Source organism: Streptomyces capillispiralis (assembly GCF_007829875.1).
GTDB classification, from domain to species: domain Bacteria; phylum Actinomycetota; class Actinomycetes; order Streptomycetales; family Streptomycetaceae; genus Streptomyces; species Streptomyces capillispiralis.
Genome location: NZ_VIWV01000001.1, coordinates 2,426,221 through 2,449,576 on the forward strand (window position 1 = coordinate 2,426,221; position 23,356 = coordinate 2,449,576).

Here is a 23,356-nt window from a genome sequence, read left to right on the forward strand (position 1 = left end):
CCCCTGCCGGGCGGGTTCCTAGGCCGCCGGCTCCACGCCGGCCCGCAGCAGCCCGTAGGCGTAGGCGTCCTCCAGGGCCTGCCAGGACGCGGCGATGACGTTCTCCGCGACCCCCACCGTGGACCACTCCCCCGCCCCGTCGGAGGTGGAGATCAGCACCCGGGTCGTGGACTGGGTGCCGTGCTTGCCCTCCAGGATGCGGACCTTGTAGTCGACCAGCTCCAGCGCGGCGAGCTGAGGGTAGATCTTCTCCAGGGCGACGCGCAGGGCGCGGTCCAGGGCGTTGACCGGGCCGTTGCCCTCGGCGGTGGCGACGATGCGCTCGCTCTTGGCCCACAGCTTCACCGTGGCCTCGTTGGCGTGGGTGCCGTCGGGGCGGTCCTCGACGATCGCGCGCCAGGACTCGACGTCGAAGTACTTCAGCGGCCTGCCCTCGGCCTCCGCGCGCAGCAGCAGTTCGAAGGAGGCGTCGGCGGCCTCGTAGGTGTAGCCCTTGAGTTCGCGCTCCTTGACCCGCTCGACGACCCGGCCGACCAGTTCCCGGTCGCCGCCGAGGTCGATGCCGAGTTCTTTGCCCTTGAGCTCGATGGAGGCGCGGCCGGCCATGTCGGAGACCAGCATCCGCATGGTGTTGCCGACCTGCTCGGGGTCGATGTGCTGGTACAGGTCCGGGTCGACCTTGATCGCGGAGGCGTGCAGGCCGGCCTTGTGCGCGAAGGCGGAGACGCCGACGTAGGGCTGGTGGGTGGAGGGCGTGAGGTTGACGACCTCGGCGATGGCGTGCGAGATGCGGGTCATCTCGCGCAGGTGTCCCTCGGGCAGGACCTTCTTGCCGTACTTGAGTTCCAGGGCGGCGACGACGGGGAAGAGGTTGGCGTTGCCGACCCGCTCGCCGTAGCCGTTGGCCGTGCACTGGACGTGGGTGGCGCCCGCGTCGACGGCGGCGAGGGTGTTGGCGACCGCGCAGCCGGTGTCGTCCTGGGCGTGGATGCCGAGCCGGGCGCCGGTGTCGGCGAGCACGGTGGCGACCACGGCCTGGATCTGCGCCGGGAGCATGCCGCCGTTGGTGTCGCACAGGACGACGACGTCGGCGCCGGCCTCGGACGCGGCGCGTACCACCGCCTTGGCGTACTCGGGGTTGGCGCGGTAGCCGTCGAAGAAGTGCTCGCAGTCGACGAAGACGCGGCGGCCCTGCCCCTTGAGGAAGGACACGGTGTCGCGGACCATCTCCAGGTTCTCGTCGAGGGTGGTGCGCAGGGCGAGCTCGACATGCCGGTCGTGGGACTTGGCGACCAGCGTGATCACCTGGGCGCCGGAGTCGAGGAGCGCCCTGACCTGGGGGTCCTGCTCGGCGGTGGTGCCGGCGCGGCGGGTGGCGCCGAAGGCGACCAGCGCCGCGTGCCGGAACTCGATCTCCTGCTGGGCCCGGGCGAAGAACTCCGTGTCACGGGGGTTCGCGCCGGGCCAGCCGCCCTCGATGAAGCCCACGCCGAACTCGTCCAGGTGCCGGGCGATGGCGAGCTTGTCGGCGACCGTGAGGTTGATGCCCTCGCGCTGGGCGCCGTCGCGCAGGGTGGTGTCGAAGACGTGGAACGAGTCGTCGGGCTCGCTGGTTGCGGTCATGGTCTGAAGGCTCCTGAGTTGATCTCGGTCTACCGGAATGACCGGTTCCACCGTTCCCCCATGGTCCCTTGCGCCCCGTTCCCGGCTGCGGGTGGGCCAGGAAACAGAAAAACCCCTCGCGGGTGCGAGAGGTCTGCGCGCGGGTCGAGGACGACGGTGTCCGCCCGTACCGTGTCGTACGTGCGGTCACTGCGGACCGGCGCGCCTGCTGCCAATAATCGTGGCGAACGAGAGCACGGGGGCAGTTTGGCACAAGCCGCCCCCGCGCTCACGATCCGTCTCAGGATGCGGGCGGTGCGTGGTCAGCGCGGACGGCGCACGAAGCCGTCGTACTGGCCGTTGGTGTCGTCCGGTACGAGCTGGGCGGACCCGCTGCCGAGGCCGATCCGCCGGGCGCCGGCGCCCACCCAGGACACCGTCACCGGGGCGTCCGTCACGGGCCCCGAGGCGACGGACTCGCTGATCAGCCGCGTGCCGCCGGTGCGCAGGTCGCGCAGGTAGACGTTGGACGGCCCGAGCCGTCCGTCCGCGAGCCGCGGCTCCGCCGCGTAGGCCAGGTGGCGGGCGTCCGGGCTGAGCACGGGGTCGTGCGGCCCGTACTCGCCGTCGGGGCCGGGATCGACGCGCCGGGTGACGTCCGTCCGCAGGTCACGGACGTACAGGTGGACGGTGTCGCCGGGCTCCTCGCCCGGGACCAGGTCGTCGCCCCAGTACTGGAACGCCACGGTGCGGCCGTCGGCGGAGAGCGAGGCGGGCATGGCGTACCGCTGGGCGGGCGTGCCGTCCGGCCGGACGTTGACCTGCTCCTCGGTGCCGGTGCGGCGGTCGTGCACCCAGGTGGCGCCGTACCCGCTGCGCGGCACCGACTGGGTGTACATCACGAAGGTGCCGTCGGCGCTGATGCCGTCCAGGCCCGCCGGGTTCGTCGGCCGGTCGCGGTTGCTGATCCGCTCCACGGCACCGGTGCGCCGGTCGAGCAGGTACACGGCCCCGAACAGGTCGCCGGGGCCGGTCTCCATGCGGTCGGCCTTGGCGTTGAAGGCGATGTACCGGGCGTCCGCCGACATGACGGCGCCGCCCGCGTAGGCGGAGCCCCCGTCGAGGCCCACGCTGATCCGCCCGGTGCGGCCGGTGCGCCGGTCGTGCAGGTAGATGTCGTGGGCCCCGGCGTCCGCCGGCGGAGTGTCCCAGTGCACCAGGTTCCGGGCCCGGGAGCGGAACAGGACGTACCGCCCGTCGGCGCTGATGCCCAGCGCGGACGACCCGCCGTCGGCCTGCGCGCCGTCCCGGCCGACACTGACCCGCTCGACCGTCCCCCGGCGCAGGTCGCGCACGAAGACGTCCGTGGCCCCGTTGGTGTCGCCGGGCACCAGGTTGGCCGCGTCCGCGCCGAAGGCCGCGAACCGCCCGTCGGCGCTCAGCCGGGGCCCGTACGCGGCGCCGTCGCCCTGCTCCCCCGTCGCCGACAGCGTGACCCGCTCGGTCTCCGGCGCCGGTCCCGGTGCCGGTGCCGCCGAGGTCGCCGACAGCGCGACCATCGCCCCCGCGATCACCGCGACGGACGCCCCCCGCATGCCTGCGTGCATGGCTCTGTGCATGGCTCTCCCCCGGATTTCCCGTGTCCTCGCGTCCCCGTGCCCCGTGTCCCGTGTCCCCGTGGACGCTGCTCCCCCGGCCCCGCGCCGAGGGCTCGTCCGAGCCAACCGCACCTCCGGCGGGCCGGTCAATCGCCTGTTGGGAGGACAACCGGGGCGCGGGTTCAGGCGTCCGCGAGGAGCGTTTCGGCGAGGAACTCCCGTACGTGATCAAGGACTTGGGGGCGGTCGGTGCCGCGCAGGCCGATCGCCACATGGATGGACAGGCCGTCGAGCAGGGCGCGCAGCCGGGCGGCGTGGCGGTCGGGGTCGACGCGGCGGAACTCGCCCCGGGAGACGCCCTCGGCGAGCAGCGCCACCAGGTCGCGGTGCCAGGCGCCCTCGATGGCGGCCTGCCGGTCGCGTGCGTCGGCGCCGGCGTTCTGCGAGCGGTTCCACACCTCCAGCCACAGCGTCCAGTGCGGGTCGCGGTGGCCGTCGGGGACGTACAGGCCGACGTAGGCGTCGAGGCGGTCGCGGGCGGGGGCGGGGCGGGCGAGCAGCCGGGCGCGTTCGGCGCCGAGGCGGCCCTCGCTCCACTCCAGGGTCCGCAGCAGCAACTCGTCCTTGGAGCCGAAGTAGTAGACCAGGTGCCCGCTGCTCATGCCGACCTCGCGGCCGAGCGCCGCCATGGTCAGCTGCTCCAGGCCGCGTTCGGCGATCATCGCCATGGCGGCGGCGAGCACGTCCTCGCGCGGCGGAGCCTGTCTGCGTCCTCCCGCCATCCCGCTGCCCGCTCCCGCTAGATCCTCGGCTGCTGCTGGGTGACGCAGTGGATGCCGCCGCCACCCGCGAAGATCGTACGCGCGTCGACCGGCACCACCGTGCGTCCGGGGTACAGGCGGCGGAAGAGGGCGGCGGCGCTCTCGTCGCGCGGGTCACCGAAGGCGCAGAGCACGACGCCGCCGTTGCAGACGTAGTGGTTGATGTAGGAGTAGTCGGCCCAGTGGCCGTCGGCCTCCAGGGCGGTCGGCGCGGGCACCTCGACCACCTCCAGGCGGCGGCCGCGCGCGTCGGTCTGCGACCGCAGCAGCCCGATGACCTCCTCGCTCACCTCGTGGTCGGGGTGGGCGGGGTCCGGCTGCCGGTGGGCGACGACCACGCCGGGCCCGGCGAACGCGGCGACGATGTCGACGTGCCCGAGGGTGCCGTAGCCGTACGGGGGGTAGTCCGCGGTGAGGCCGCGCGGCAGCCAGATCGCCTTGCGGGTGCCGAGCTGGGCGTGGACCTCCGCCTCGGCCTGCTCCTTCGTCCAGCCGGGGTTGCGTTCGGGGCCGAGCTGCACCGTCTCCGTGAGCAGCACCGTGCCCTCGCCGTCGACGTGGATGCCGCCGCCCTCGTTGACGAGCCGGGAGGTGTACGTCCGCGCCCCGGCGAGGTCGGCGACATGCGCGGCGATCTTCGCGTCGTGCTCCCAGCGGGCCCACTCCTGGGCGCCCCAGCCGTTGAACGTCCAGTCGACGGCGGCCAGCGCGCCGCGCCCGTCGGTGAGGAAGGTGGGCCCGATGTCGCGCATCCAGGCGTCGTCGAGGTCCCGTTCGACGGTGTCCACGCCGGGTCCGAGCAGGGCGCGCGCCCCGGCGGACTGTCCGGGGCCGCACACCACCGTCACCGGTTCGAAGCGGCGCACGGCGCGGGCCACGTCCGCCCAGGCGGCGCGGGCGGCGGCGAGTTCCCCGGCGTCGGCGAAGGTGTCGTTGGGGCCGGGCCAGGCCATCCAGGTGCGTTCGTGCGGGGTCCACTCCGCGGGCATGCGGAAGCCGTCGGAGGCGGGCGTGTTCATGCGGGTCCTCAGAGGAAGTAGAGGCGGTTGAGGGAGACGGAGTCGGCCGGCTCCGAGCGCAGCGGTTCCCCGTCGAGGGTGACCAGACCGGTGTGCCGGTCCACGTCGACGGTTCCGGTACGGGTGTTGCGGCGCAGGTCGGCGGGGCCGATGCCGCGGGTGCCGCGCACGGCGACCCGGCGGCGCCGGGTGGGCATCGTGTCGTGTCCCTGGTCGAGGGCGGCCTGTGCGACGAAGGCGACGGAGAGGTCGGCGGGGGTGGCGCCGTGTGCCCCGAACTGGGGGCCGAGGACGAGGGGTTCGCAGGTGTCGGTGGCGGCGTTGGGGTCGCCGGTGAAGCCGTACGCGGGGAAGCCGGACTTCAGCACGAGCTGGGGTTTGGCGCCGAAGTACTCGGGCCGCCACAGGACGATGTCGGCGAGCTTGCCGGGCTCGATGGAGCCGATCTCGTGGGAGAGGCCGTGCGCGATGGCGGGGTTGATCGTCAGTTTGGCGAGGTAGCGCAGGACGCGTTCGTTGTCGTGGTCCCCGGGTGCGCCGAACTGGGCCTTCATCTTCCCGGCCATGGCGAGGGTGCGGCGGACCGTCTCCCCCGCGCGGCCCATGCCCTGCGCGTCGGAGGAGGTGATGCCGATGGCGCCCAGGTCGTGCAGGACGTCCTCGGCGCCCATGGTCCCGGCGCGGATGCGGTCGCGGGCCATGGCGGCGTCGCCGGGCAGGTCGGTCTTGAGGTCGTGGACGGAGACGATCATGCCGTAGTGCTCGGCGACGGCGTCCCGGCCGAAGGGCAGGGTGGGGTTGGTGGAGGAGCCGATGACGTTCGGGACGCCCGCCATCTTCAGCACGTTGGGGACGTGTCCGCCGCCGCAGCCCTCGATGTGGAAGGCGTGGATGGTGCGGCCCTCCAGGACGCGCAGGGTGTCCTCGACGGACAGGCACTCGTTCAGTCCGTCGCTGTGCAGGGCGACCTGCACGTCGTGCTCCTCGGCGACGCGCAGCGCCGTGTCCAGCGCCCGGGTGTGGGCGCCCATGTCCTCGTGCACCTTGAAGCCGGAGGCCCCGCCCTCGGCCAGCGCCTCGACCAGTGGCGCCGGGCGGGAGGAGGAACCCCGGGCGAGGAAGCCGATGTTGACCGGCCAGGCGTCGAAGGCGCCGAACGCGTGCCGGAGCGCCCAGGGCGAGTTGACGCCGACGCCCCACACCGGCCCGAACTCCTGCCCGATGACCGTGGTCACCCCGGAGGCGAGCGACGCCTCCATGATCCGCGGCGACAGCAGGTGGACGTGGGTGTCGACGGCCCCGGCGGTGGCGATCAGCCCCTCACCGGAGACGATCGAGGTGCCCGTGCCGACGACGACGTCCACCCCGTCGAGGGTGTCCGGGTTGCCCGCGCGCCCGATCCCGCTGATCCGGCCCTCGCGGATGCCGATGGAGACCTTGCGGATGCCCTGCACCGCGTCGACGACGACGACGTTGCTGATGACGACGTCGCAGGTGTCGCGGACGGCGGCGGCCTTGAGGTGCAGGCCGTCGCGGGCCGTCTTGCCGAAGCCGGCGAGGAACTCGTCGCCGTGGCGCTGGGAGTCGGACTCGACCCGGATCACCAGTCCCGAGTCGCCGAGCCGGACGCGGTCGCCCGCGCGCGGGCCGTGCGCTCCGGCGTACGCGTACGGATTCACCGCCGCACCCCCAGGTATCCGCAGGCGGCGGCCCTGCGCAGGGCCTCCTCCTTCGCTCCCGGCGCGTCCAGTTCCCCGTCGACCAGTCCGGCGAAGCCGATCACGACGCGGTCGCCCCCGATCGGCACCAGACCGACCTCGACGCTCTGCCCCGGGCCGAAGCGCACCGAGGACCCGGCGGGTACGGCGAGCCGCATGCCGTAGGCCGTGGAGCGGTCGAAGTCGAGCCGCGGGTTCGCCTCGAAGAAGTGGAAGTGCGAGGTCACGGAGACCGGCACGGTCGCGGTGTTGGTGACGGTCAGCCGGACGTCCGGCTCGGGCTCGGTGTGTGCGGGCCCCGGAAGCAGCGCGCCCGGGCCCCGCTCCCCCAGTCCGCCGCCGATGGGGTCCGAAACCACCGCGAGCCGGGAGCCGTCGTCGAAGACGGCCTCGACATGGACCTCGGTGACGACGTCGGCGACGCCCGGAAGGACGTCGTCCGGGCCGAGCACCGACCGCGCGCGCTCGATCGCCTCGGCCAGGCGGGCGCCGTCGCGGGCTGCCTCGCACACCGTGTCGGCGACGAGCGCGGTGGCCTCCGGCACATTGAGCCGCAGTCCGCGCGCCCGGCGGGCCCGGGCCAGTTCGGCGGCCGAGAACAGCAGCAGCCGGTCGCGCTCGGTGGGGGTCAGTCGCACGGGGCCCTCCTCGCCCGGGACGATATTTGAGCACCACTCTAAACACGCTGGGGAAAGATGCAAATATGCGGCGCTGAACCTCTTGAGCGACACTCAATTGACCAGGTGCGCGCAGAACGCCGTCAGGGCCGCCCCGACACGGAAGTCGGGAACGGCCCTGACGGACGAGCGCTGCGGTGCGGCGCGGTGTGGCGCGGCGCGGTGTGGCGCGGCGCGGTGTGGCGCGGCGCGGTGTGGCGCGGCGCGGTGTGGCGCGGCGCGGTGTGGCGCGGCGCGGTGTGGCGCGGCGCGGTGTGGCGCGGCGCGGTGTGGCGCGGCGCGGTGTGGCGCGGCGCGGACTAGCCGAGGCGGTGCATCCAGCCGTGCTTGTCCTCGGCGGTGCCGCGCTGGATGTCGAGGAGGGCCTGGCGCAGCCGGACGGTGACCTCGCCGGGCTCGCCGCCGCTCTGCCGCCACTCGGCGCCGGCCCGCTTGACCGTGCCGACCGGAGTGATGACGGCCGCCGTGCCGCAGGCGAACACCTCGGTGAGGGTGCCGTTCTCCGAGTCGCGCTGCCACTGGTCGACGGAGACCCGGTCCTCGACGGCCTCGTAGCCGAGGTCGCGGGCGACGCCCAGCAGGGAGTCACGGGTGACACCCTCCAGGATGGAGCCGCTGAGAGCCGGGGTGACGATCTTGTCGCCGTACACGAAGTACAGGTTCATGCCGCCCAGTTCCTCGACCCAGGTGTGCTCCACGGCGTCGAGGTAGCAGACCTGGTCGCAGCCCTTGGTGGCGGCCTCGGCCTGGGCGAGCAGGGAGGCGGCGTAGTTGCCGCCGGTCTTGGCGTCGCCCATGCCGCCGGGGACGGCGCGGACCCGGTCCTCGGAGACCCAGATGGAGACCGGCTTCACACCGCCCGGGAAGTAGGCGCCGGCCGGGGAGGCGATCACCAGGAACAGGTACTCGTTGGCGGGCTTGACGCCGAGGCCGACCTCGGTGGCGATCATGAAGGGGCGCAGGTAGAGGGACTCCTCGCCGCCGTGCGCCGGCACCCACGCCTTGTCCTGGGCGACCAGGGCGTCGCACGCCTCGATGAAGGTCTCGACCGGCAGTTCGGGCATGGCGAGGCGCCGGGCGGAGCGCTGGAAACGCTCGGCGTTCTTCTCCGGGCGGAAGGTGGCGACGGAGCCGTCGGGCTGCCGGTAGGCCTTCAGGCCCTCGAAGATCTCCTGCGCGTAGTGCAGGACGGTGGTGGCGGGGTCGAGGGAGATCGGCGCGTACGGGACGAGCTGGCCGTCGTGCCAGCCGCGGCCCTCGGTCCACTTGATCGTCACCATGTGATCGGTGAAGTGGCGGCCGAAGCCGGGGCTGGCCAGGATCGCCTCGCGCTCTGCGTCCGAGAGCGGGTTCGCCGAGGGCTTGAGCTCGATCGTGGGCGTCGTCATGAGTGGTTGTCCTTCACCGGTTGTAGTGACGGGCCGCGCACACGCCCGCACGGCCGGTGGCCAGTACTAGGACGTCCGAGCATTCCCTCATTCCGCGGCTCCGTGTCCGATTATCGCCCGGGGGCGACGGCGGAAGAAACAGGGTGAATGCGGCCCGTTGGTCGATGGTGGCACCCGGCGGGGACATGCGGAAGCCGCCGGGAGCGGATGCGGCCCGGCGGCTTCGAGTGGTGTCGAGTGAGCGCGCCGGGTCAGCCGGCTACTCGTGCGGCGAGCGCGTCGCCGATCTGAGAGGTGCTGCGGGCGGGCAGGTCGCCGCGCTCCGCGAGGTCGGCGGAGACGGCGTCCTCGATACGGGCCGCCTCGGCGTCGTGGCCGAGGTGGCGCAGCAGGAGGGCGACGGACAGGACCGTGGCGCTGGGGTCGGCCTTGCCCTGGCCGGCGATGTCCGGGGCCGAGCCGTGCACGGGCTCGAACATGGACGGGTACACGCGGTCCGGGTTGATGTTCCCGGAGGCCGCGACGCCGATGCCGCCGGAGACGGCCGCGGCGAGGTCGGTGATGATGTCGCCGAAGAGGTTGTCGGTGACGATCACGTCGAAGCGGGCCGGGTCGGTGACGAGGTAGATCGTCGCGGCGTCGACGTGGATGTAGTCGGTGGTGACCTCGGGGAACTCCTCGGCCACCTGGTTGAAGATGTTCGTCCACAGGTGGCCGGCGAAGGTCAGCACGTTGTTCTTGTGGACCAGCGTGAGCTTCTTGCGCGGGCGGGCCTGGGCGCGGGCGAAGGCGTCGCGGACCACGCGCTCGACACCGAAGGCGGTGTTGACCGACACCTCGGTGGCGACCTCGTGCGGCGTGCCCTTCCTGATGGTGCCGCCGTTGCCCGTGTACGGGCCCTCGGTGCCCTCGCGGACCACGACGAAGTCGATCTCCGGCTGCCCGGCGAGCGGGGTGGCGACGCCCGGGAGGAGCTTCGACGGACGCAGGTTGACGTGGTGGTCGAAGGCGAAGCGGAGCTTGAGCAGGAAGCCGCGCTCGAGCACGCCGGACGGCACCGACGGGTCGCCGATGGCGCCGAGCAGGATGGCGTCGTGCCGCTTGAGGTCGTCGAGGTCGGCGTCGGTGAGGGTCTCACCGGTGGCGTGGTAGCGCCTGGCGCCGAAGTCGTACTCCCTGGTCTCCAGCTTCACATCCTGCGGAAGGACGGCGGAGAGGACCTTCAGGCCTTCGGCCACGACCTCCTGGCCGATGCCGTCACCGGGGATCACTGCGAGATTGATGCTGCGAGACATGCGGGCACCCTACTCCTCGTCCCACGGGATGACATGCACCGTCCGGCATACGGACGCCGTGATCGGTTCAGTGGCCGGTCGAGCCGCCGTTGTCCCTGCGGTCGAGGGCGCGCTGGAGGGCGGCGGCGGCATTCTTGCGGTCGGACTCGCTCGTGCGGGGGGTGTGGCGGACGCGGCGGCGGACGGTCGTCTCGGCCATGGGTCATCGGCTCCTTCGGCATGCGGGGCGCACGGGAAAAGGGAGGTGTGCGAGATGCCGGATGGGACGGGGAGCCCCGGGCCGCAGGGGTTGCCTGCGCGGGCCCGGCCCACTACCGCCCTTCGCCCGGTCGAGCGAGACGTTCGGCTCCTACAAAACTAAGGGAGCGTGGAGCGCCTGTCTCCACAATTACTCGGACTTCCTACTATCTGAGACGGCGGCCCCGGCCGCACCCGTCCCGCCTGCGGAAACGCCGGACGGGCCAGGTCGGGGGGAGACCTGGCCCGTCCGGGGTCGGGTGGGCGTCAGCCCATGTGCGGGTAGGTGTAGTCGGTCGGCGGGACCAGCGTCTCCTTGATGGCGCGGGTCAGGGTCCAGCGCATCAGGTTCTGCGGGGCGCCGGCCTTGTCGTTGGTGCCGGAGGCACGGCCGCCGCCGAAGGGCTGCTGGCCGACGACGGCGCCGGTCGACTTGTCGTTGATGTAGAAGTTGCCGGCCGCGTAGCGCAGCTTGTCCATCGTGTACGCCGCCGCCGCGCGGTCGTTCGCGATGACGGAGCCGGTCAGCGCGTAGTCGGAGACGGACTCCATCTGGGTCAGCATCTCGTCGTACTTGTCGTCCTCGTAGACGTGCACCGCGAGGATCGGGCCGAAGTACTCGGTGCGGAACACCTCGTTCTCCGGGTCGGTGCACTCGATGACGGTCGGGCGGACGAACCAGCCCTCGGAGTCGTCGTAGGTGCCGCCCGCGACGACGGTGCAGGAGGCGTCCTCCTTGGCGCGGTCGATGGCGGCCTTGTTCTTGGCGAAGGACCGCTCGTCGATGACGGCGCCGATGAAGTTGGACAGGTCGGTGACGTCACCCATCCTGATGCCGTCGACCTCCGCCGCGAACTCCTCCTTGAAGCCGGAGTTCCAGATCGACGCCGGGATGTACGCCCGGGAGGTCGCCGAGCACTTCTGGCCCTGGTACTCGAAGGCACCGCGGGTCAGCGCGGTCTTGAGGATCGCGGGGTCGGCGCTCGGGTGGGCGACGACGAAGTCCTTGCCGCCGGTCTCACCGACCAGGCGCGGGTAGGTGCGGTACTTCTCGATGTTGTTGCCGACCGTCTTCCACAGGTGCTGGAAGGTCTTGGTCGAGCCGGTGAAGTGGATGCCGGCCAGGTCGCGGTGGGCCAGGGCGACCTCGGAGACGGCGATGCCGTCACCGGTGAGCAGGTTGATGACGCCCTTGGGCAGACCGGCCTCCTCCAGCAGCCGCATCAGCAGCACGGCGGCGTGGGTCTGCGTCGGAGACGGCTTCCACACGACGACGTTGCCCATCAGCGCGGGCGCGGTCGGCAGGTTGGCCGCGATCGCCGAGAAGTTGAACGGCGTGATCGCGTAGACGAAGCCCTCCAGCGGGCGGTGGTCCAGGCGGTTCCACACGCCCGGCGAGTTGGCCGGGGGCTGCTCGGCCAGGATGCCGCGCGCGTAGTGGACGTTGAAGCGCCAGAAGTCGACCAGCTCGCAGGGGCTGTCGATCTCGGCCTGCTGGGCGGTCTTGGACTGGCCCAGCATGGTGGAGGCGGCGATGGTCTCGCGCCAGGGACCGGCCAGCAGCTCGGCGGCGCGCAGGATGATCGCCGCGCGGTCGTCGAAGGACATCGCGCGCCAGGCGGGCGCGGCGGCCAGCGCCGCGTCGATGGCGTCCTGGGCGTCCTGCTGCGTGGCGTTGCGGTAGGTGCCGAGCACGGCCCTGTGGTTGTGCGGCTGGACGACCTGGAAGGCCTCGCCGCCGCCCATCCGGCGCTCCCCGCCGATGGTGCAGGTGAGGTCGATCGGGTTGTCGGCCAGCTCCTTGAGCTTGGCCTCCAGCCGGGCGCGCTCGGGCGTCCCGGGGGCGTAGCCGTGCACCGGCTCGTTGACGGGGGTGGGGACCTGGGTCACAGCGTCCATGGGTTCCGTAACTCCTTGACTTGAGCGGTGTGGTGTCAGCCCTTGGTGATCATGCTGCGGACGAAGAAGCGCAGGTTGGCCGGCTTCTCCGCGAGGCGGCGCATGAAGTAGCCGTACCAGTCGGTGCCGTAGGCCGTGTAGACGCGCATGCGGTGGCCCTCGGCGGCCAGCCGCAGGTGCTCGTCGCTGCGGATGCCGTACAGCATCTGGAACTCGTACTCGTCGGGCTTGCGTCCGGCGCGGTGGGCGAGCTCCTGGGCGATGGAGATCAGGCGCGGGTCGTGGGACCCGATCATCGGGTAGCCCTCGCCGTCCATCAGCGTCCGCAGGACGCGCACGTACGCCTTGTCGATCTCGTGCTTCTGCTGGTAGGCGACCTCGGCGGGTTCCTTGTAGGCCCCCTTCACCAACCGTACGCGACTGCCGTTCGCGGCGAGGCGGCGCGCGTCCTCCTCGGTGCGGAAGAGGTAGGCCTGGATGACGCAGCCGGTCTGGGGGACGTCCTTGCGCAGCTCCTCGTGGATGGCGAACATCGAGTCGAGGGTGGTGTGGTCCTCGGCGTCCAGCGTGACCGTGGTGCCGATCTCGGCGGCGGCCTCGACGACCGGGCGGACGTTGGCGAGGGCCAGCTCGTGGCCGCCGTCCAGTGCCTGGCCGAACATCGACAGCTTCACCGACATCTCGGCGCGGGTGCCGAGCTCCAGCGGCTTCAGCCGGTCGATCAGCTCCAGGTAGGCGTCGCGGGCGGCGGCGGCCTGCCCGGGGGTGGTGATGTCCTCGCCGACGACGTCCATGGTGAGTTCCAGGCCGTCGCCCGTGAGCTCCCGGATGATCGGCAGGATCTCGTCCACGGTCTCGCCGGGGATGAAGCGGTCGACGACCGGCCTGGTCACCGGGGCCGCCGAGACCAGGCGTCGCATACGGTCGCTGCGCGACGCGGCAAGAATCACGGGACCCAGCACGGGGCACCTCCACAAGCTGCATGAGGCCGTCACCCGACCATTCGGGTACGGCACGGAGAACCACCGTGAAACCTAAGGATCCCCCCGATCGTCGGCCATCGACAGCTGTCACGCATCCCTGCCGAAGATCTCAGACAGATGTATGAAGGGCTCCCGGTTTTGCGGCAGAATGCCCGGGTGACGTCGGAATACAGGGATGACTACCAGGAGCTGGTGGACGAGATCTCGGAGCTGCTCGGCGCTCCGGCGACCCTGGAGAACCGTGACTTCGAGCTGATCGCCTTCGGCGCGTACGACAGCGAGGGCGACCTCGATCCGTCCGCGCTGGACCCGGTGCGCGCCCGCTCGATCCTGACCCGCCGTTCGACGGCCGCCGTCCGCTCCTGGTTCGAGGGCTTCGGCATCACCCGCGCCACCGGCCCGGTCCGCATCCCGCGCACCCCGGAGGCGGGAGTGCACCGGGGACGGATCTGCCTTCCGGTACGCCATCGGGGGGTCGCCCTCGGCTACGTCTGGCTGCTGGAGGACGAGCCGGGCCCCTCGGAGCAGCAGCTCGGCGCGGCCATGGGGGTGACGGCGCGGATCGGGGCGCTGCTCGCGGACGAGGCGCAGCACGGCGCCGACCTCACCCGGGAACTGCGGGCGGTGCTCACGGCCGACCGGGACTGGCAGCGGGAGATGGCGGTCGCCGAGCTGCGCACCGCCCTCGGCGGCCGCGCCGAGGGCCTGCACACGGTGGTCTGTGTCGCCCCCTGGCCCTCCGCCGACCCCGACGACGCCCCGTCGGTGCGTACGGTCCCGGGCGCGACGGCGCTGTGCACCCTGCCCTGGGGCGCCACCTCCCTGTCGCTCGCCCTGCTGCTGCGGCTGCGCGCGACGGACGTACTGGCCCCGGCGACGACGGCGGCCTCACGGCTGCTGGAGCGGGCGGGACACCGGAACGGCCCCCCGGTGGCCGCCGGGATCGCCGCGCCCCGCGCGGGCCTCGCCGACCTGGGCACGGCGTGGGAGGAGGCGTCGGCGTCGGCGCGGGCGGCGCTGGCCGAACCCCGGCTCGGACCGGTCGCCCGGTGGGCGTCGATCGGCCCCTTCCGGCTGCTGACCGCGCTGCCGCCGGGGGCCGCCCACGACCCCGCCGTCGGCCCCCTGCTCTCCCCCGCGCAGACCGAACTCGCCCGCACCGCCGAGGTCTACCTGGACTGCGCGGGCCAGGCCGGCCGGACCGCCGCCGAGCTGGGCATCCACCGGCAGACGCTGTACTACCGCCTGTCCCGCGTCGAGCGGCTCACCGGCCTGGACCTGGACGACGGGGAGGACCGCCTGCTGCTGCACATGGCGCTCAAGGCGCACCGCCTGTAGCGGCGGCGGCCTCGATCAGGGGGCCGCGGTCGCCGGGGCGGCGGGGCTGGCGGTGGCCGGGCTGCGGCGGGTGCGGGTGCAGGCGCCCACGGAAAACGCCGGACGGGCTGATCCGCTCAGCCCGTCCGGCGTGTGAGTCCGTTCGGCCGGGGGCGGGGCCCCCGGTCGCCTCAGACCAGGTTGACGGAGCGCGCCGAGGTCGCCCCGACCTCCGCGGCCAGCTCGCCCAGCACCGCGGGGTTCACCGTGTCGTCGACCGTCAGCACGGCGAGCGCCTCGCCGCCGACCGCCGCCCGGGCGACCTGCATGCCGGCGATGTTGATGCCCGCCTCGCCGAGGATGCGGCCCACGGTGCCGACGACACCCGGACGGTCCTCGTAGCGCAGGACGACCATGTGGTCGGCGAGGGCGAGGTCCACGTCGTAGTCGCCGACGGCGACGATCTTCTGGACGTGCTTGGGGCCGGCCAGCGTGCCGGAGACGGAGATCTCCTCGCCGTCGGAGAGGGTGCCGCGCACGGTGACCACGTTGCGGTGGTCGGCCGACTCCGAGCTGGTGGTCAGCCGCACCTCGACGCCGCGCTCCTGGGCGAACAGCGGGGCGTTGACGTAGGACACGGTCTCGTCGACGACGTCCTCGAAGACACCCTTGAGGGCGGACAGCTCCAGCACCTTCACATCGTGCTGGGTGATCTCGCCGTACACCTCGACGTCCAGGCGGACCGCGACCTCACCGGCGAGCGCGGTGAAGATCCGGCCGAGGCGCTCGGCGAGCGGCAGACCCGGCTTGACGTCCTCGGCGATGACCCCGCCCTGCACGTTCACCGCGTCCGGGACCAGCTCGCCGGCGAGCGCGAGGCGCACCGAGCGGGCGACGGCGATACCGGCCTTCTCCTGCGCCTCGTCGGTGGAGGCACCGAGGTGCGGGGTGCAGACGACCTGGTCGAACTCGAAGAGCGGGGAGTCGGTGCACGGCTCCTTGGCGTACACGTCCAGGCCGGCGCCGGCGACCCGGCCCTCCTTGAGCGCCGAGTACAGCGCCTCCTCGTCGACGATGCCGCCGCGCGCGGCGTTGATGACGCGCACGCTCGGCTTGACCTTGCGCAGCGCCTCGTCGCCGATGAGGCCGACGGTCTCGGGGGTCTTCGGCAGGTGGACGGTGATGAAGTCGGAGACCTCGAGCAGCTCGTCCAGCGACAGGACCTTGACGCCCATCTGCGCGGCCCGCGCGGGCTGGATGTAGGGGTCGTAGGCGACGACCTTCATGCCGAAGCCGGACATCCGCTGCGCGACGAGGGCGCCGATCCGCCCCAGGCCCACGACACCGAGGGTCTTCTCGGCGAGCTCGACGCCCGTGTACTTGCTGCGCTTCCACTCGCCGTTCTTCAGCGCGGCGTTGGCCTGCGGGATGTGGCGGGCGGTGGCGACGATCAGACCGCAGGCCAGCTCGGCGGCGGTCACGATGTTCGAGGTGGGGGCGTTGACGACCATCACGCCGGCCTTGGTGGCGGCGGAGACGTCGACGTTGTCGAGGCCGACGCCGGCGCGGGCGACGACCTTGAGCCTGTTCGCGGCGGCGATCGCCTCGGCGTCGACCTTGGTGGCCGAGCGGATCAGGATCGCGTCCACGTCGGCGATGGCCGGGAGCAGTTCCGCGCGGTCCGCGCCGTTGCACTGGCGGATCTCGAAGTCCGGCCCGAGTGCGTCGACGGTGGCGGGCGACAGCTCTTCAGCGATGAGTACGACGGGTTTCGAGCTCACGTGAGTCCTCACAAGTCCAATGCGGACGGCCGTCCCGACGGCCGCAGGCGGTGAAGAAGTGCTAGCCGCGTGGAAGACGCACGACGCTGTGGGCCTGACGCGTATGTAGTGCAGCAGTCTAGTGGCGCCGGGGGCGTCGTCTTACGCCGCTTCGGAAGGATCACCCGTCCGTGGCAGGACGGGATGGACAACGCCGTACCACCGACGTTACCCCGGGTTCGGCCGAGGGGCCGGAGCATGCCGCTCCGGCCCCTCGGCCATGAGGCTTACGCCTCCTCGTCGACCCAGCTCATGAGCTTGCGCAGCTCCTTGCCGGTGGTCTCCAGCAGGTGCTCGGAGTCCTGCTGCTTGTACTCGTTGTACTTCTTCAGACCGCCGTGGTACTCGTCCATCCAGTTCTTGGCGAAGGTGCCGTCCTGGATCTCGGCGAGGACCTTCTTCATCTCCGCCTTGGTGGCGTCGGTGATGATCCGCGGACCGGTGACGTAGTCGCCCCACTCGGCGGTCTCGGAGATCGACCAGCGCATCTTCTCCAGGCCGCCCTCGTACATGAGGTCCACGATCAGCTTCAGCTCGTGCAGGCACTCGAAGTAGGCGATCTCCGGCTGGTAACCGGCCTCGGTCAGCGTCTCGAAGCCCGCCTTGACCAGCGCCGCGGTGCCACCGCAGAGGACGGCCTGCTCACCGAACAGGTCGGTCTCGGTCTCCTCGGTGAAGGTCGTCTTGATGACGCCCGCGCGGGTGCCGCCGATGCCCTTGGCGTACGACAGGGCCAGCGCGAACGCGCTGCCGGTGGCGTCCTGCTCGACGGCCGCGATGCAGGGGACGCCGCGGCCCTCCTCGTACTGACGGCGCACCAGGTGGCCCGGGCCCTTGGGGGCGACCATGCAGACGTCCACGCCGGCCGGGGGCTTGATGAAGCCGTAGCGGATGTTCAGGCCGTGGCCGAAGAACAGCGCGTCGCCGTCCTTCAGGTTGTCCTTGATGTGCTCCTCGTAGACCTGCGCCTGGATCGGGTCCGGGACCAGGATCATGATGACGTCGGCCTCGGCGGCGGCCTCGGACGGGGTCACCACGCGCAGGCCCTGCTCCTCGGCCTTGGCCTTGGACTTGGAGCCCTCGTGCAGACCGACGCGCACGTCGACACCCGAGTCACGGAGCGACAGGGCGTGGGCGTGGCCCTGGCTGCCGTACCCGATGACCGCGACCTTGCGGCCCTGGATGATGGACAGGTCGGCGTCGGCGTCGTAGAACAGCTCGGCCACTTTGGGTTCTCTCCTTGAGTGCAGGTGTTGCGTCCCACCGTATGACGGTGGGGGGAGGGGAAGGTTTCGGGTCTCGGCATACGGGCGGCCGGCCGGGTGTTACGCCGACCGGTCCAGGGCGCGCAGCGACCGGTCCGTGATCGAGCGGGCACCGCGGCCGATCGCGATCGTGCCGGACTGGACGAGCTCCTTGATGCCGAACGGCTCCAGCATCTTGAGCATGGCGGACAGCTTGTCGCTGCTTCCGGTGGCCTCGATGGTCACGGCCTCCGGCGAGACGTCCACGGTCTTGGCGCGGAACAGCTGGACGATCTCGACGATCTGGGAGCGCGTCTCGTTGTCCGCGCGCACCTTCACCAGAACGAGTTCGCGCTGGACCGCCTGCCCGGGTTCGAGTTCGACGATCTTCAGCACGTTGACGAGCTTGTTGAGCTGCTTGGTGACCTGCTCCAGCGGGAACTCCTCGACGCTCACCACGATGGTGATGCGGGAGATGTCGGGGTGTTCGGTGACGCCGACCGCGAGCGAGTCGATGTTGAAGCCGCGGCGCGAGAACAGGGCGGCGATCCGGGCCAGGATGCCCGGGGTGTTCTCCACCAGGACGGAGAGCGTGTGCTTGGACATGATCTGCTTCCTCTGCTCCTGAAAGTCCTGACGGCTGTCAGTCGTCTTCGTTGTCGCCGAAGTCGGGGCGGACGTCCCGGGCGGCCATGATCTCGTCGTTGGAGGTGCCGGCGGCGACCATCGGCCACACCATCGCGTCCTCGTGGACGATGAAGTCCACGACGACCGGACGGTCGTTGACGGAGTTCGCCTCCTCGATGACCTTGTCGAGGTCGGCCGGGTCCTCGCAGCGGATCGCGTAACAGCCCATGGCCTCCGACAGCTTCACGAAGTCGGGGACGCGGGTGCCCCTGGCCTCCGGGTTGACGTCGTCGGGACCGGAGTGCAGCACCGTGTTGGAGTACCGCTGGTTGTAGAAGAGGGTCTGCCACTGGCGGACCATCCCGAGGGCGCCGTTGTTGATGATGGCGACCTTGATCGGGATGTTGTTCAGGGCGCAGGTGGTGAGTTCCTGGTTGGTCATCTGGAAGCAGCCGTCGCCGTCGATCGCCCAGACGGTGCGGTCGGGCGCGCCGGTCTTGGCGCCCATGGCGGCCGGGACGGCGTAGCCCATGGTTCCGGCGCCGCCGGAGTTCAGCCAGGTGGCGGGCTTGTCGTACGCGATGAAGTGCGCGGCCCACATCTGGTGCTGGCCGACGCCCGCCGCGAACACCGTGCCCTCGGGCGCGAGCTGCCCGATGCGCTCGATGACCTGCTGCGGGGAGAGCGAGCCGTCCTGGGGCAGGTCGTAGCCGAGGGGGTAGGTCTCGCGCCAGCGGTTCAGGTCGTTCCACCAGGCGGTGTAGTCGCCGTGGTGACCCTCGGCGTGCTCCTTCTGGACGGCCTGGACGAGGTCGGCGATGACCTCGCGGGCGTCACCGACGATCGGCACGTCGGCGGCGCGGTTCTTGCCGATCTCGGCGGGGTCGATGTCGGCGTGGACGATCTTGGCGTGCGGGGCGAAGCTGTCCAGCTTGCCGGTGACGCGGTCGTCGAAGCGGGCTCCGAGGGCGACGATCAGGTCGGCCTTCTGCAGCGCGGTGACGGCGGTGACCGAACCGTGCATGCCCGGCATTCCCACGTGCAGCGGGTGGCTGTCGGGGAACGCGCCGAGCGCCATCAGGGTGGTGGTGACGGGCGCTCCGGTGAGTTCGGCGAGGACCTTCAGCTCGGCGGTGGCCCGCGCCTTGAGGACGCCGCCGCCGACGTAGAGGACCGGCCGCTTCGCGGCGGTGATCAGCTTGGCGGCCTCGCGGATCTGCTTGGCGTGCGGCTTGGTGACGGGCCGGTAGCCGGGCAGGTCCATGGTGGGCGGCCAGGAGAAGGTGGTCTTCGCCTGGAGGACGTCCTTGGGGATGTCGACCAGCACCGGGCCGGGGCGGCCGGTGGAGGCGATGTGGAACGCCTGGGCGATCACCCGCGGGATGTCCTCGGCCTTGGTGACCAGGAAGCTGTGCTTGGTGATCGGCATGGTGATGCCGACGATGTCCGCCTCCTGGAAGGCGTCCGTGCCGATCGACTTGGAGACGACCTGGCCGGTGATCGCGACCAGCGGCACGGAGTCCATGTGCGCGTCGCCGATCGGCGTGACCAGGTTGGTGGCGCCGGGGCCGGAGGTCGCCATGCAGACGCCGACCTTGCCGGTGGCCTGCGCGTAACCGGTGGCCGCGTGGCCGGCGCCCTGCTCGTGCCGGACCAGCACGTGGCGCACCCGGGTGGAGTCCATCAGCGGGTCGTAGGCCGGAAGGATCGTGCCGCCGGGAATGCCGAATACCGTGTCGGCGCCGACCTCCTCGAGAGAGCGGATGAGGGACTGCGCGCCCGTGACGTGCTCGACGGGGGCGGACTGTCCTCCGGATCGGGGCCGCGGCTGAGGGTGAGGGGCCCCGGAGGCCTGCTCGGTCATCGGCATTCTCTTCTCGATGCTGAGGGTTTTTGCGAGGTTTGTACGGGTTACGCGTGCTGCTCGACAGGTGCCTGTGCAACAAAAAACCCCTCGTGCCGTAAGGCAAGCGAGGGGAGCGCGCCGGGAGGTGGGTCGCTGAGCGATCGGGGCTCAGCGTCAGCCGACGCGCTGTCCAAGTACGAGAATTCGGGTGCGCATGGCACTGACCCTCCCCCCGGCGCGCACCCACTGTCAAGTGGGTGGGACGGGAGTCTCATTATGTGAGCGCAGTGCCGTACCGCCCTGGAGTACGGCGGTCACTCCGCCGGAGTACGCCCCGGCCCCACCGCCCGCGAAGGCCGGTTCGGCCGGCCCGTGCGGCAGCGGATAGTGCCCGGCGGTCAGCGCCCTGCGCAGCCGGTACTCGTCGAGCGGTCCGGAGAAGGCCATGCCCTGCCCGTGGGTGCAGCCCATCGCGCGCAGGGCCGCGGCCTGCTCGGGCAGGTCCACGCCGTCGGCCACGGACTGCATCCCGAGGTCGGCGGCGATCCGCAGCAGCCCACTGGTGATCTTGTGCAGCCGCGCGGACTCCACCACGCCGTCGACCAGGCTGCGGTCCAGCTTCAGCACGTCGACGGGGAGCCGCCTGAGGGCCGTGATCGCGGCGAGTCCGCTGCCGAAGCCGTCGAGGGCGATCCGGACGCCGACCCGCTTGAGCACGGCCAGCCGGCGCTCCAACTCGTCCAGGGGGACCCTGGGGTCGGCGTCGGCCAGCTCGACGACCAGCGAACCCGACGGCAGCCCGTGCCGGGTGAGCAGCGCCTCGATCGAGCCCAGCGGCAGCGACCGGTCCAGCAGGCGGCGTGCGCTCAGCCGGACGGCGACGGGCACGGGCAGACCGGTCGCGTGCCGCTCGGCGGCCTGCTCCACGGCCTCCTCCAGTACCCACCGGCCCAGCTCGGCCGTCTTCTCGCTGTCCTCGGCCACCCGCAGGAACTCCGCGGGGGTGAAGAGCACCCCCTGGGACGAGCGCCAGCGGGCCTGGGCGCAGACCGACGTGATCCGGCCGTCCGCGAGGCACACCACCGGCTGGTGCAGCAGCGCGAACTCGCCGTGGTGCAGCGCCGCGCGCAGCCGGGTGGCCAGCTCGGCCCGGCGCGCGACGTCCTGCTGCATCTGCGGCTTGTACAGCTCCACCCGGCCCTTGCCGGCCGCCTTGGCCCGGTACATGGCGAGGTCGGCGTTGCGCAGCAGCTCACCCGCGCCGAGACCGGGTTCGGCGAAGGCGACACCGATGGAGGCGTTGACGCGGACATCGTTGCCGTCGATGGCGTACGGCTGGGAGAGCGTGACTCTGAGACGGTCGGCCAGCTCCAGGATGTGCCGCTCCCGGGCGTCCCGGTCCCGCACCCCGTCCCCGACGATCAGGGCGGCGAACTCGTCGCCGCCGAGCCGGGAGGCGGTGTCGCCCTTGCGGACGGCGTCCTGGAGCCGGCGGGCGGCCTGGACGAGCAGTTCGTCCCCGGCCTGGTGCCCGATCGTGTCGTTGACCCCCTTGAAGCCGTCGAGGTCGATGAAGAGCACGGCCGTGCCCAGGAGGGCGGCCCCGCGGTCCGAGGCGCGGCGGCCGGACAGGGCCTGCTGGACGCGCCGGGTGAACAGGGCGCGGTTGGGCAGGTCGGTGAGCGGGTCGTGTTCCGCGTTGTGCTGGAGCTGCGCCTGGAGCCGCACTCTCTCGGTCACGTCGCGGCTGTTGAAGATGAGGCCGCCGTGGTGCCGGTTGACGGTCGACTCGACGTTCAGCCAGCCGCCGTCGCCGGAGCGGAAGCGGCACTCGATGCGGGTGGTGGGCTCCTCGACCGGGTTGGCGGCGAGGAAGCGGCGCACCTCGTGGACCACGCAGCCCAGGTCCTCCGGGTGGATGAGACCGGCCAGCTCCGTGCCGACCAGGTCCTCCGCGGGACGGCCGTACACCCCGGCGGCGGCCGGGGAGACGTAGCGGAGGATGCCGGTGGGCGCGGCGATCATGATGACGTCGCTGGAGCCCTGCACCAGGGAGCGGAAGTGGTTCTCCTTCTGCGCCAGTTCCTGGGTGAGCGTGATGTTGTCGAGCAGCATGATGCCCTGGCGCACGACCAGGGCGAGCACCACGGTGCCGCCGGTGAGCAGGACGACGCGGTCGACGCTGCGGCCGTTGAGGACGTTGTAGAGGATGCCCAGGGTGCACACGGCCGCGGCGAGGTAGGGCGTGAGCGCGGCGAGGGAGCCGGCGATGGGCCGGGAGACCGGATACCGGCCGTGCTCGCCGCCGGGCGCGGGCGGGTGGTGGTCGTGGTGGGGCACGCCGGGCCGCCCCGGCAGGTGCTCGCGGACCACGCGCGAGTGCCCCTCGCCCTCGGGCGGGCCGCCGCGGGGCGCCGTCCACGGGGCGTACGCGAGGAGCAGCGAGCCGGCGAACCAGCCCGCGTCGAGCAGTTGTCCCGAGCGGTAGCTGTCGTGCAGCAGCGGGGAGGTGAACAGGGCGTCGCACATCACGGTCAGCGCGAGCGCGCCGATCGCGGTGTTGACCGCGGACCGGTTCACCGCCGAGCGCCGGAAGTGCAGCGCGAGCACCATGCTCACCAGCGCGATGTCGAGCAGCGGGTACGCCAGTGACAGCGCGGTGTGCGCGACGCCCGGGCCCTCGGCCTGCGCCGCCTGGGCGAGCGCCAGACTCCAGGCGAGGGTGAGCAGGGAGCCGCCGATCAGCCAGGCGTCCAGGGCGAGACAGACCCAGCCGGCCTTGGTCACGGGCCGTTTGGCGAGCACCAGCAGTCCCACGATGGCGGGCGGCGCGAAGCACAGGAAGAACAGGTCGGCGTAGCTGGGGCTGGGCACGGGAAGTCCGAGGACGACCTCGTACCACCCCCAGACCAGGTTGCCCAGGGCGGCCATGGCCGAGGAGAGGCCGAACAGCAGCCAGGCGGGTCGAAACCGGGTGCGCGGGCTGCGGGCGTAGACGCAGCAGGAGACGGCGGCGGCCGCGGCCGCGGCGCTCAGGCCGAAGTCGCCCATGATCAGCGCGAGTTGTTCCGAGCCCCAGCCGAACGCGGCGCCGACGGCGTACGCCGCGCAGACGAGGGCGAGAACGAGTTGCGCGACCGGGCCGGGCCGGCGGCAGGCGGCCGGCGCACCGGTCAGCGGGGACCGCGGAGCGGGCCGCGGTCGCAGGGCTCCCTCGAGCGTGGGGGTGGGGGTGGGCGCGCTCACCGGGGCCTCCCGGTCCGCG

18 protein-coding genes are annotated in these 23,356 nt (G+C 71.9%); 2 read left to right on the forward strand and 16 right to left on the reverse strand.

Features of this window, described 5'->3' with window-relative positions:
- Positions 1 to 18: 18 nt before the first annotated feature.
- From cimA to ureA, 6 genes are all read right to left on the reverse strand, one after another.
- Positions 19 to 1,623: a citramalate synthase gene (gene cimA, locus FHX78_RS09850; RefSeq protein WP_145867067.1), complete on the reverse strand. Its 1,605-nt coding sequence runs from the start codon at positions 1,621 to 1,623 to the stop codon at positions 19 to 21.
- Between the two features lie 302 nt (positions 1,624 to 1,925).
- On the reverse strand, positions 1,926 to 3,209 hold the full coding sequence (locus FHX78_RS37910; RefSeq protein ID WP_145867068.1) for a TolB family protein: 1,284 nt from the start codon (positions 3,207 to 3,209) through the stop codon (positions 1,926 to 1,928).
- Between the two features lie 173 nt (positions 3,210 to 3,382).
- On the reverse strand, positions 3,383 to 3,982 hold the full coding sequence (locus tag FHX78_RS09860; protein WP_145867069.1) for a TetR/AcrR family transcriptional regulator: 600 nt from the start codon (positions 3,980 to 3,982) through the stop codon (positions 3,383 to 3,385).
- A 17-nt stretch (positions 3,983 to 3,999) separates the two neighbouring features.
- Complete coding sequence (locus FHX78_RS09865) at positions 4,000 to 5,040, reverse strand: agmatine deiminase family protein (protein WP_145867070.1); 1,041 nt, start codon at positions 5,038 to 5,040, stop codon at positions 4,000 to 4,002.
- An 8-nt stretch (positions 5,041 to 5,048) separates the two neighbouring features.
- Positions 5,049 to 6,719 (reverse strand): urease subunit alpha, encoded by a 1,671-nt coding sequence (locus FHX78_RS09870; protein WP_145867071.1) that lies wholly within the window; start codon positions 6,717 to 6,719, stop codon positions 5,049 to 5,051.
- Positions 6,716 to 7,396 carry an urease subunit gamma gene (ureA, locus tag FHX78_RS09875; protein ID WP_145867072.1) on the reverse strand — a complete coding sequence of 227 codons (681 nt, stop codon included), beginning with the start codon at positions 7,394 to 7,396 and terminating at the stop codon, positions 6,716 to 6,718. Before ureA ends, FHX78_RS09870 begins: the two co-directional genes overlap by 4 nt.
- Positions 7,397 to 7,501: 105 nt before the next feature.
- Here ureA and FHX78_RS09880 point away from each other — a divergent pair, with 105 nt between their 5' ends.
- Positions 7,502 to 7,738, forward strand: coding sequence for a pentapeptide repeat-containing protein (locus tag FHX78_RS09880; protein ID WP_167531729.1), 237 nt, complete (start codon positions 7,502 to 7,504; stop codon positions 7,736 to 7,738).
- On the opposite strand, the gene FHX78_RS09885 is transcribed toward FHX78_RS09880, so the two are convergent.
- The 5 genes from FHX78_RS09885 to FHX78_RS09905 all read right to left on the reverse strand — a co-directional run bounded on the left by FHX78_RS09885 (position 7,735) and on the right by FHX78_RS09905 (position 13,216).
- Complete coding sequence (locus FHX78_RS09885; RefSeq protein WP_145867074.1) at positions 7,735 to 8,823, reverse strand: branched-chain amino acid aminotransferase; 1,089 nt, start codon at positions 8,821 to 8,823, stop codon at positions 7,735 to 7,737. The two genes, FHX78_RS09880 and FHX78_RS09885, sit on opposite strands and share 4 nt — an antisense overlap.
- 251 nt (positions 8,824 to 9,074) lie before the next feature.
- The gene (locus FHX78_RS09890; protein ID WP_145867075.1) at positions 9,075 to 10,118 is read right to left on the reverse strand and encodes a 3-isopropylmalate dehydrogenase; all 1,044 of its coding nucleotides are present in this window, start codon (positions 10,116 to 10,118) and stop codon (positions 9,075 to 9,077) included.
- Between the two features lie 67 nt (positions 10,119 to 10,185).
- Positions 10,186 to 10,317, reverse strand: coding sequence for a hypothetical protein (locus FHX78_RS37915; protein ID WP_106979167.1), 132 nt, complete (start codon positions 10,315 to 10,317; stop codon positions 10,186 to 10,188).
- Between the two features lie 305 nt (positions 10,318 to 10,622).
- Positions 10,623 to 12,254: an L-glutamate gamma-semialdehyde dehydrogenase gene (pruA, locus tag FHX78_RS09900; RefSeq protein ID WP_145867076.1), complete on the reverse strand. Its 1,632-nt coding sequence runs from the start codon at positions 12,252 to 12,254 to the stop codon at positions 10,623 to 10,625.
- Positions 12,255 to 12,289: 35 nt separating this feature from the next.
- Positions 12,290 to 13,216, reverse strand: a complete 927-nt coding sequence (locus FHX78_RS09905) for a proline dehydrogenase family protein (protein ID WP_145867077.1) — start codon at positions 13,214 to 13,216, stop codon at positions 12,290 to 12,292.
- A gap of 138 nt (positions 13,217 to 13,354) precedes the next feature.
- On the opposite strand from FHX78_RS09905, the gene FHX78_RS09910 reads away from it, so the two are divergent.
- Positions 13,355 to 14,575, forward strand: coding sequence for a PucR family transcriptional regulator (locus FHX78_RS09910; protein ID WP_189908718.1), 1,221 nt, complete (start codon positions 13,355 to 13,357; stop codon positions 14,573 to 14,575).
- Positions 14,576 to 14,745: 170 nt separating this feature from the next.
- Here FHX78_RS09910 and serA read toward each other — a convergent pair whose 3' ends face one another.
- The 5 genes from serA to FHX78_RS09935 all read right to left on the reverse strand — a co-directional run bounded on the left by serA (position 14,746) and on the right by FHX78_RS09935 (position 23,337).
- Positions 14,746 to 16,335 carry a phosphoglycerate dehydrogenase gene (gene serA / locus FHX78_RS09915; RefSeq protein WP_145867079.1) on the reverse strand — a complete coding sequence of 530 codons (1,590 nt, stop codon included), beginning with the start codon at positions 16,333 to 16,335 and terminating at the stop codon, positions 14,746 to 14,748.
- Positions 16,336 to 16,601: 266 nt separating this feature from the next.
- Complete coding sequence (ilvC, locus tag FHX78_RS09920; RefSeq protein WP_145867080.1) at positions 16,602 to 17,600, reverse strand: ketol-acid reductoisomerase; 999 nt, start codon at positions 17,598 to 17,600, stop codon at positions 16,602 to 16,604.
- A 99-nt stretch (positions 17,601 to 17,699) separates the two neighbouring features.
- Positions 17,700 to 18,224, reverse strand: coding sequence for an acetolactate synthase small subunit (gene ilvN / locus FHX78_RS09925; protein ID WP_030216544.1), 525 nt, complete (start codon positions 18,222 to 18,224; stop codon positions 17,700 to 17,702).
- A gap of 37 nt (positions 18,225 to 18,261) precedes the next feature.
- Positions 18,262 to 20,109 (reverse strand): acetolactate synthase large subunit, encoded by a 1,848-nt coding sequence (locus FHX78_RS09930; protein WP_145867081.1) that lies wholly within the window; start codon positions 20,107 to 20,109, stop codon positions 18,262 to 18,264.
- 231 nt (positions 20,110 to 20,340) lie between these two features.
- Positions 20,341 to 23,337 (reverse strand): putative bifunctional diguanylate cyclase/phosphodiesterase, encoded by a 2,997-nt coding sequence (locus tag FHX78_RS09935; RefSeq protein ID WP_145867082.1) that lies wholly within the window; start codon positions 23,335 to 23,337, stop codon positions 20,341 to 20,343.
- Between the last annotated feature and the right edge of the window lie 19 nt (positions 23,338 to 23,356).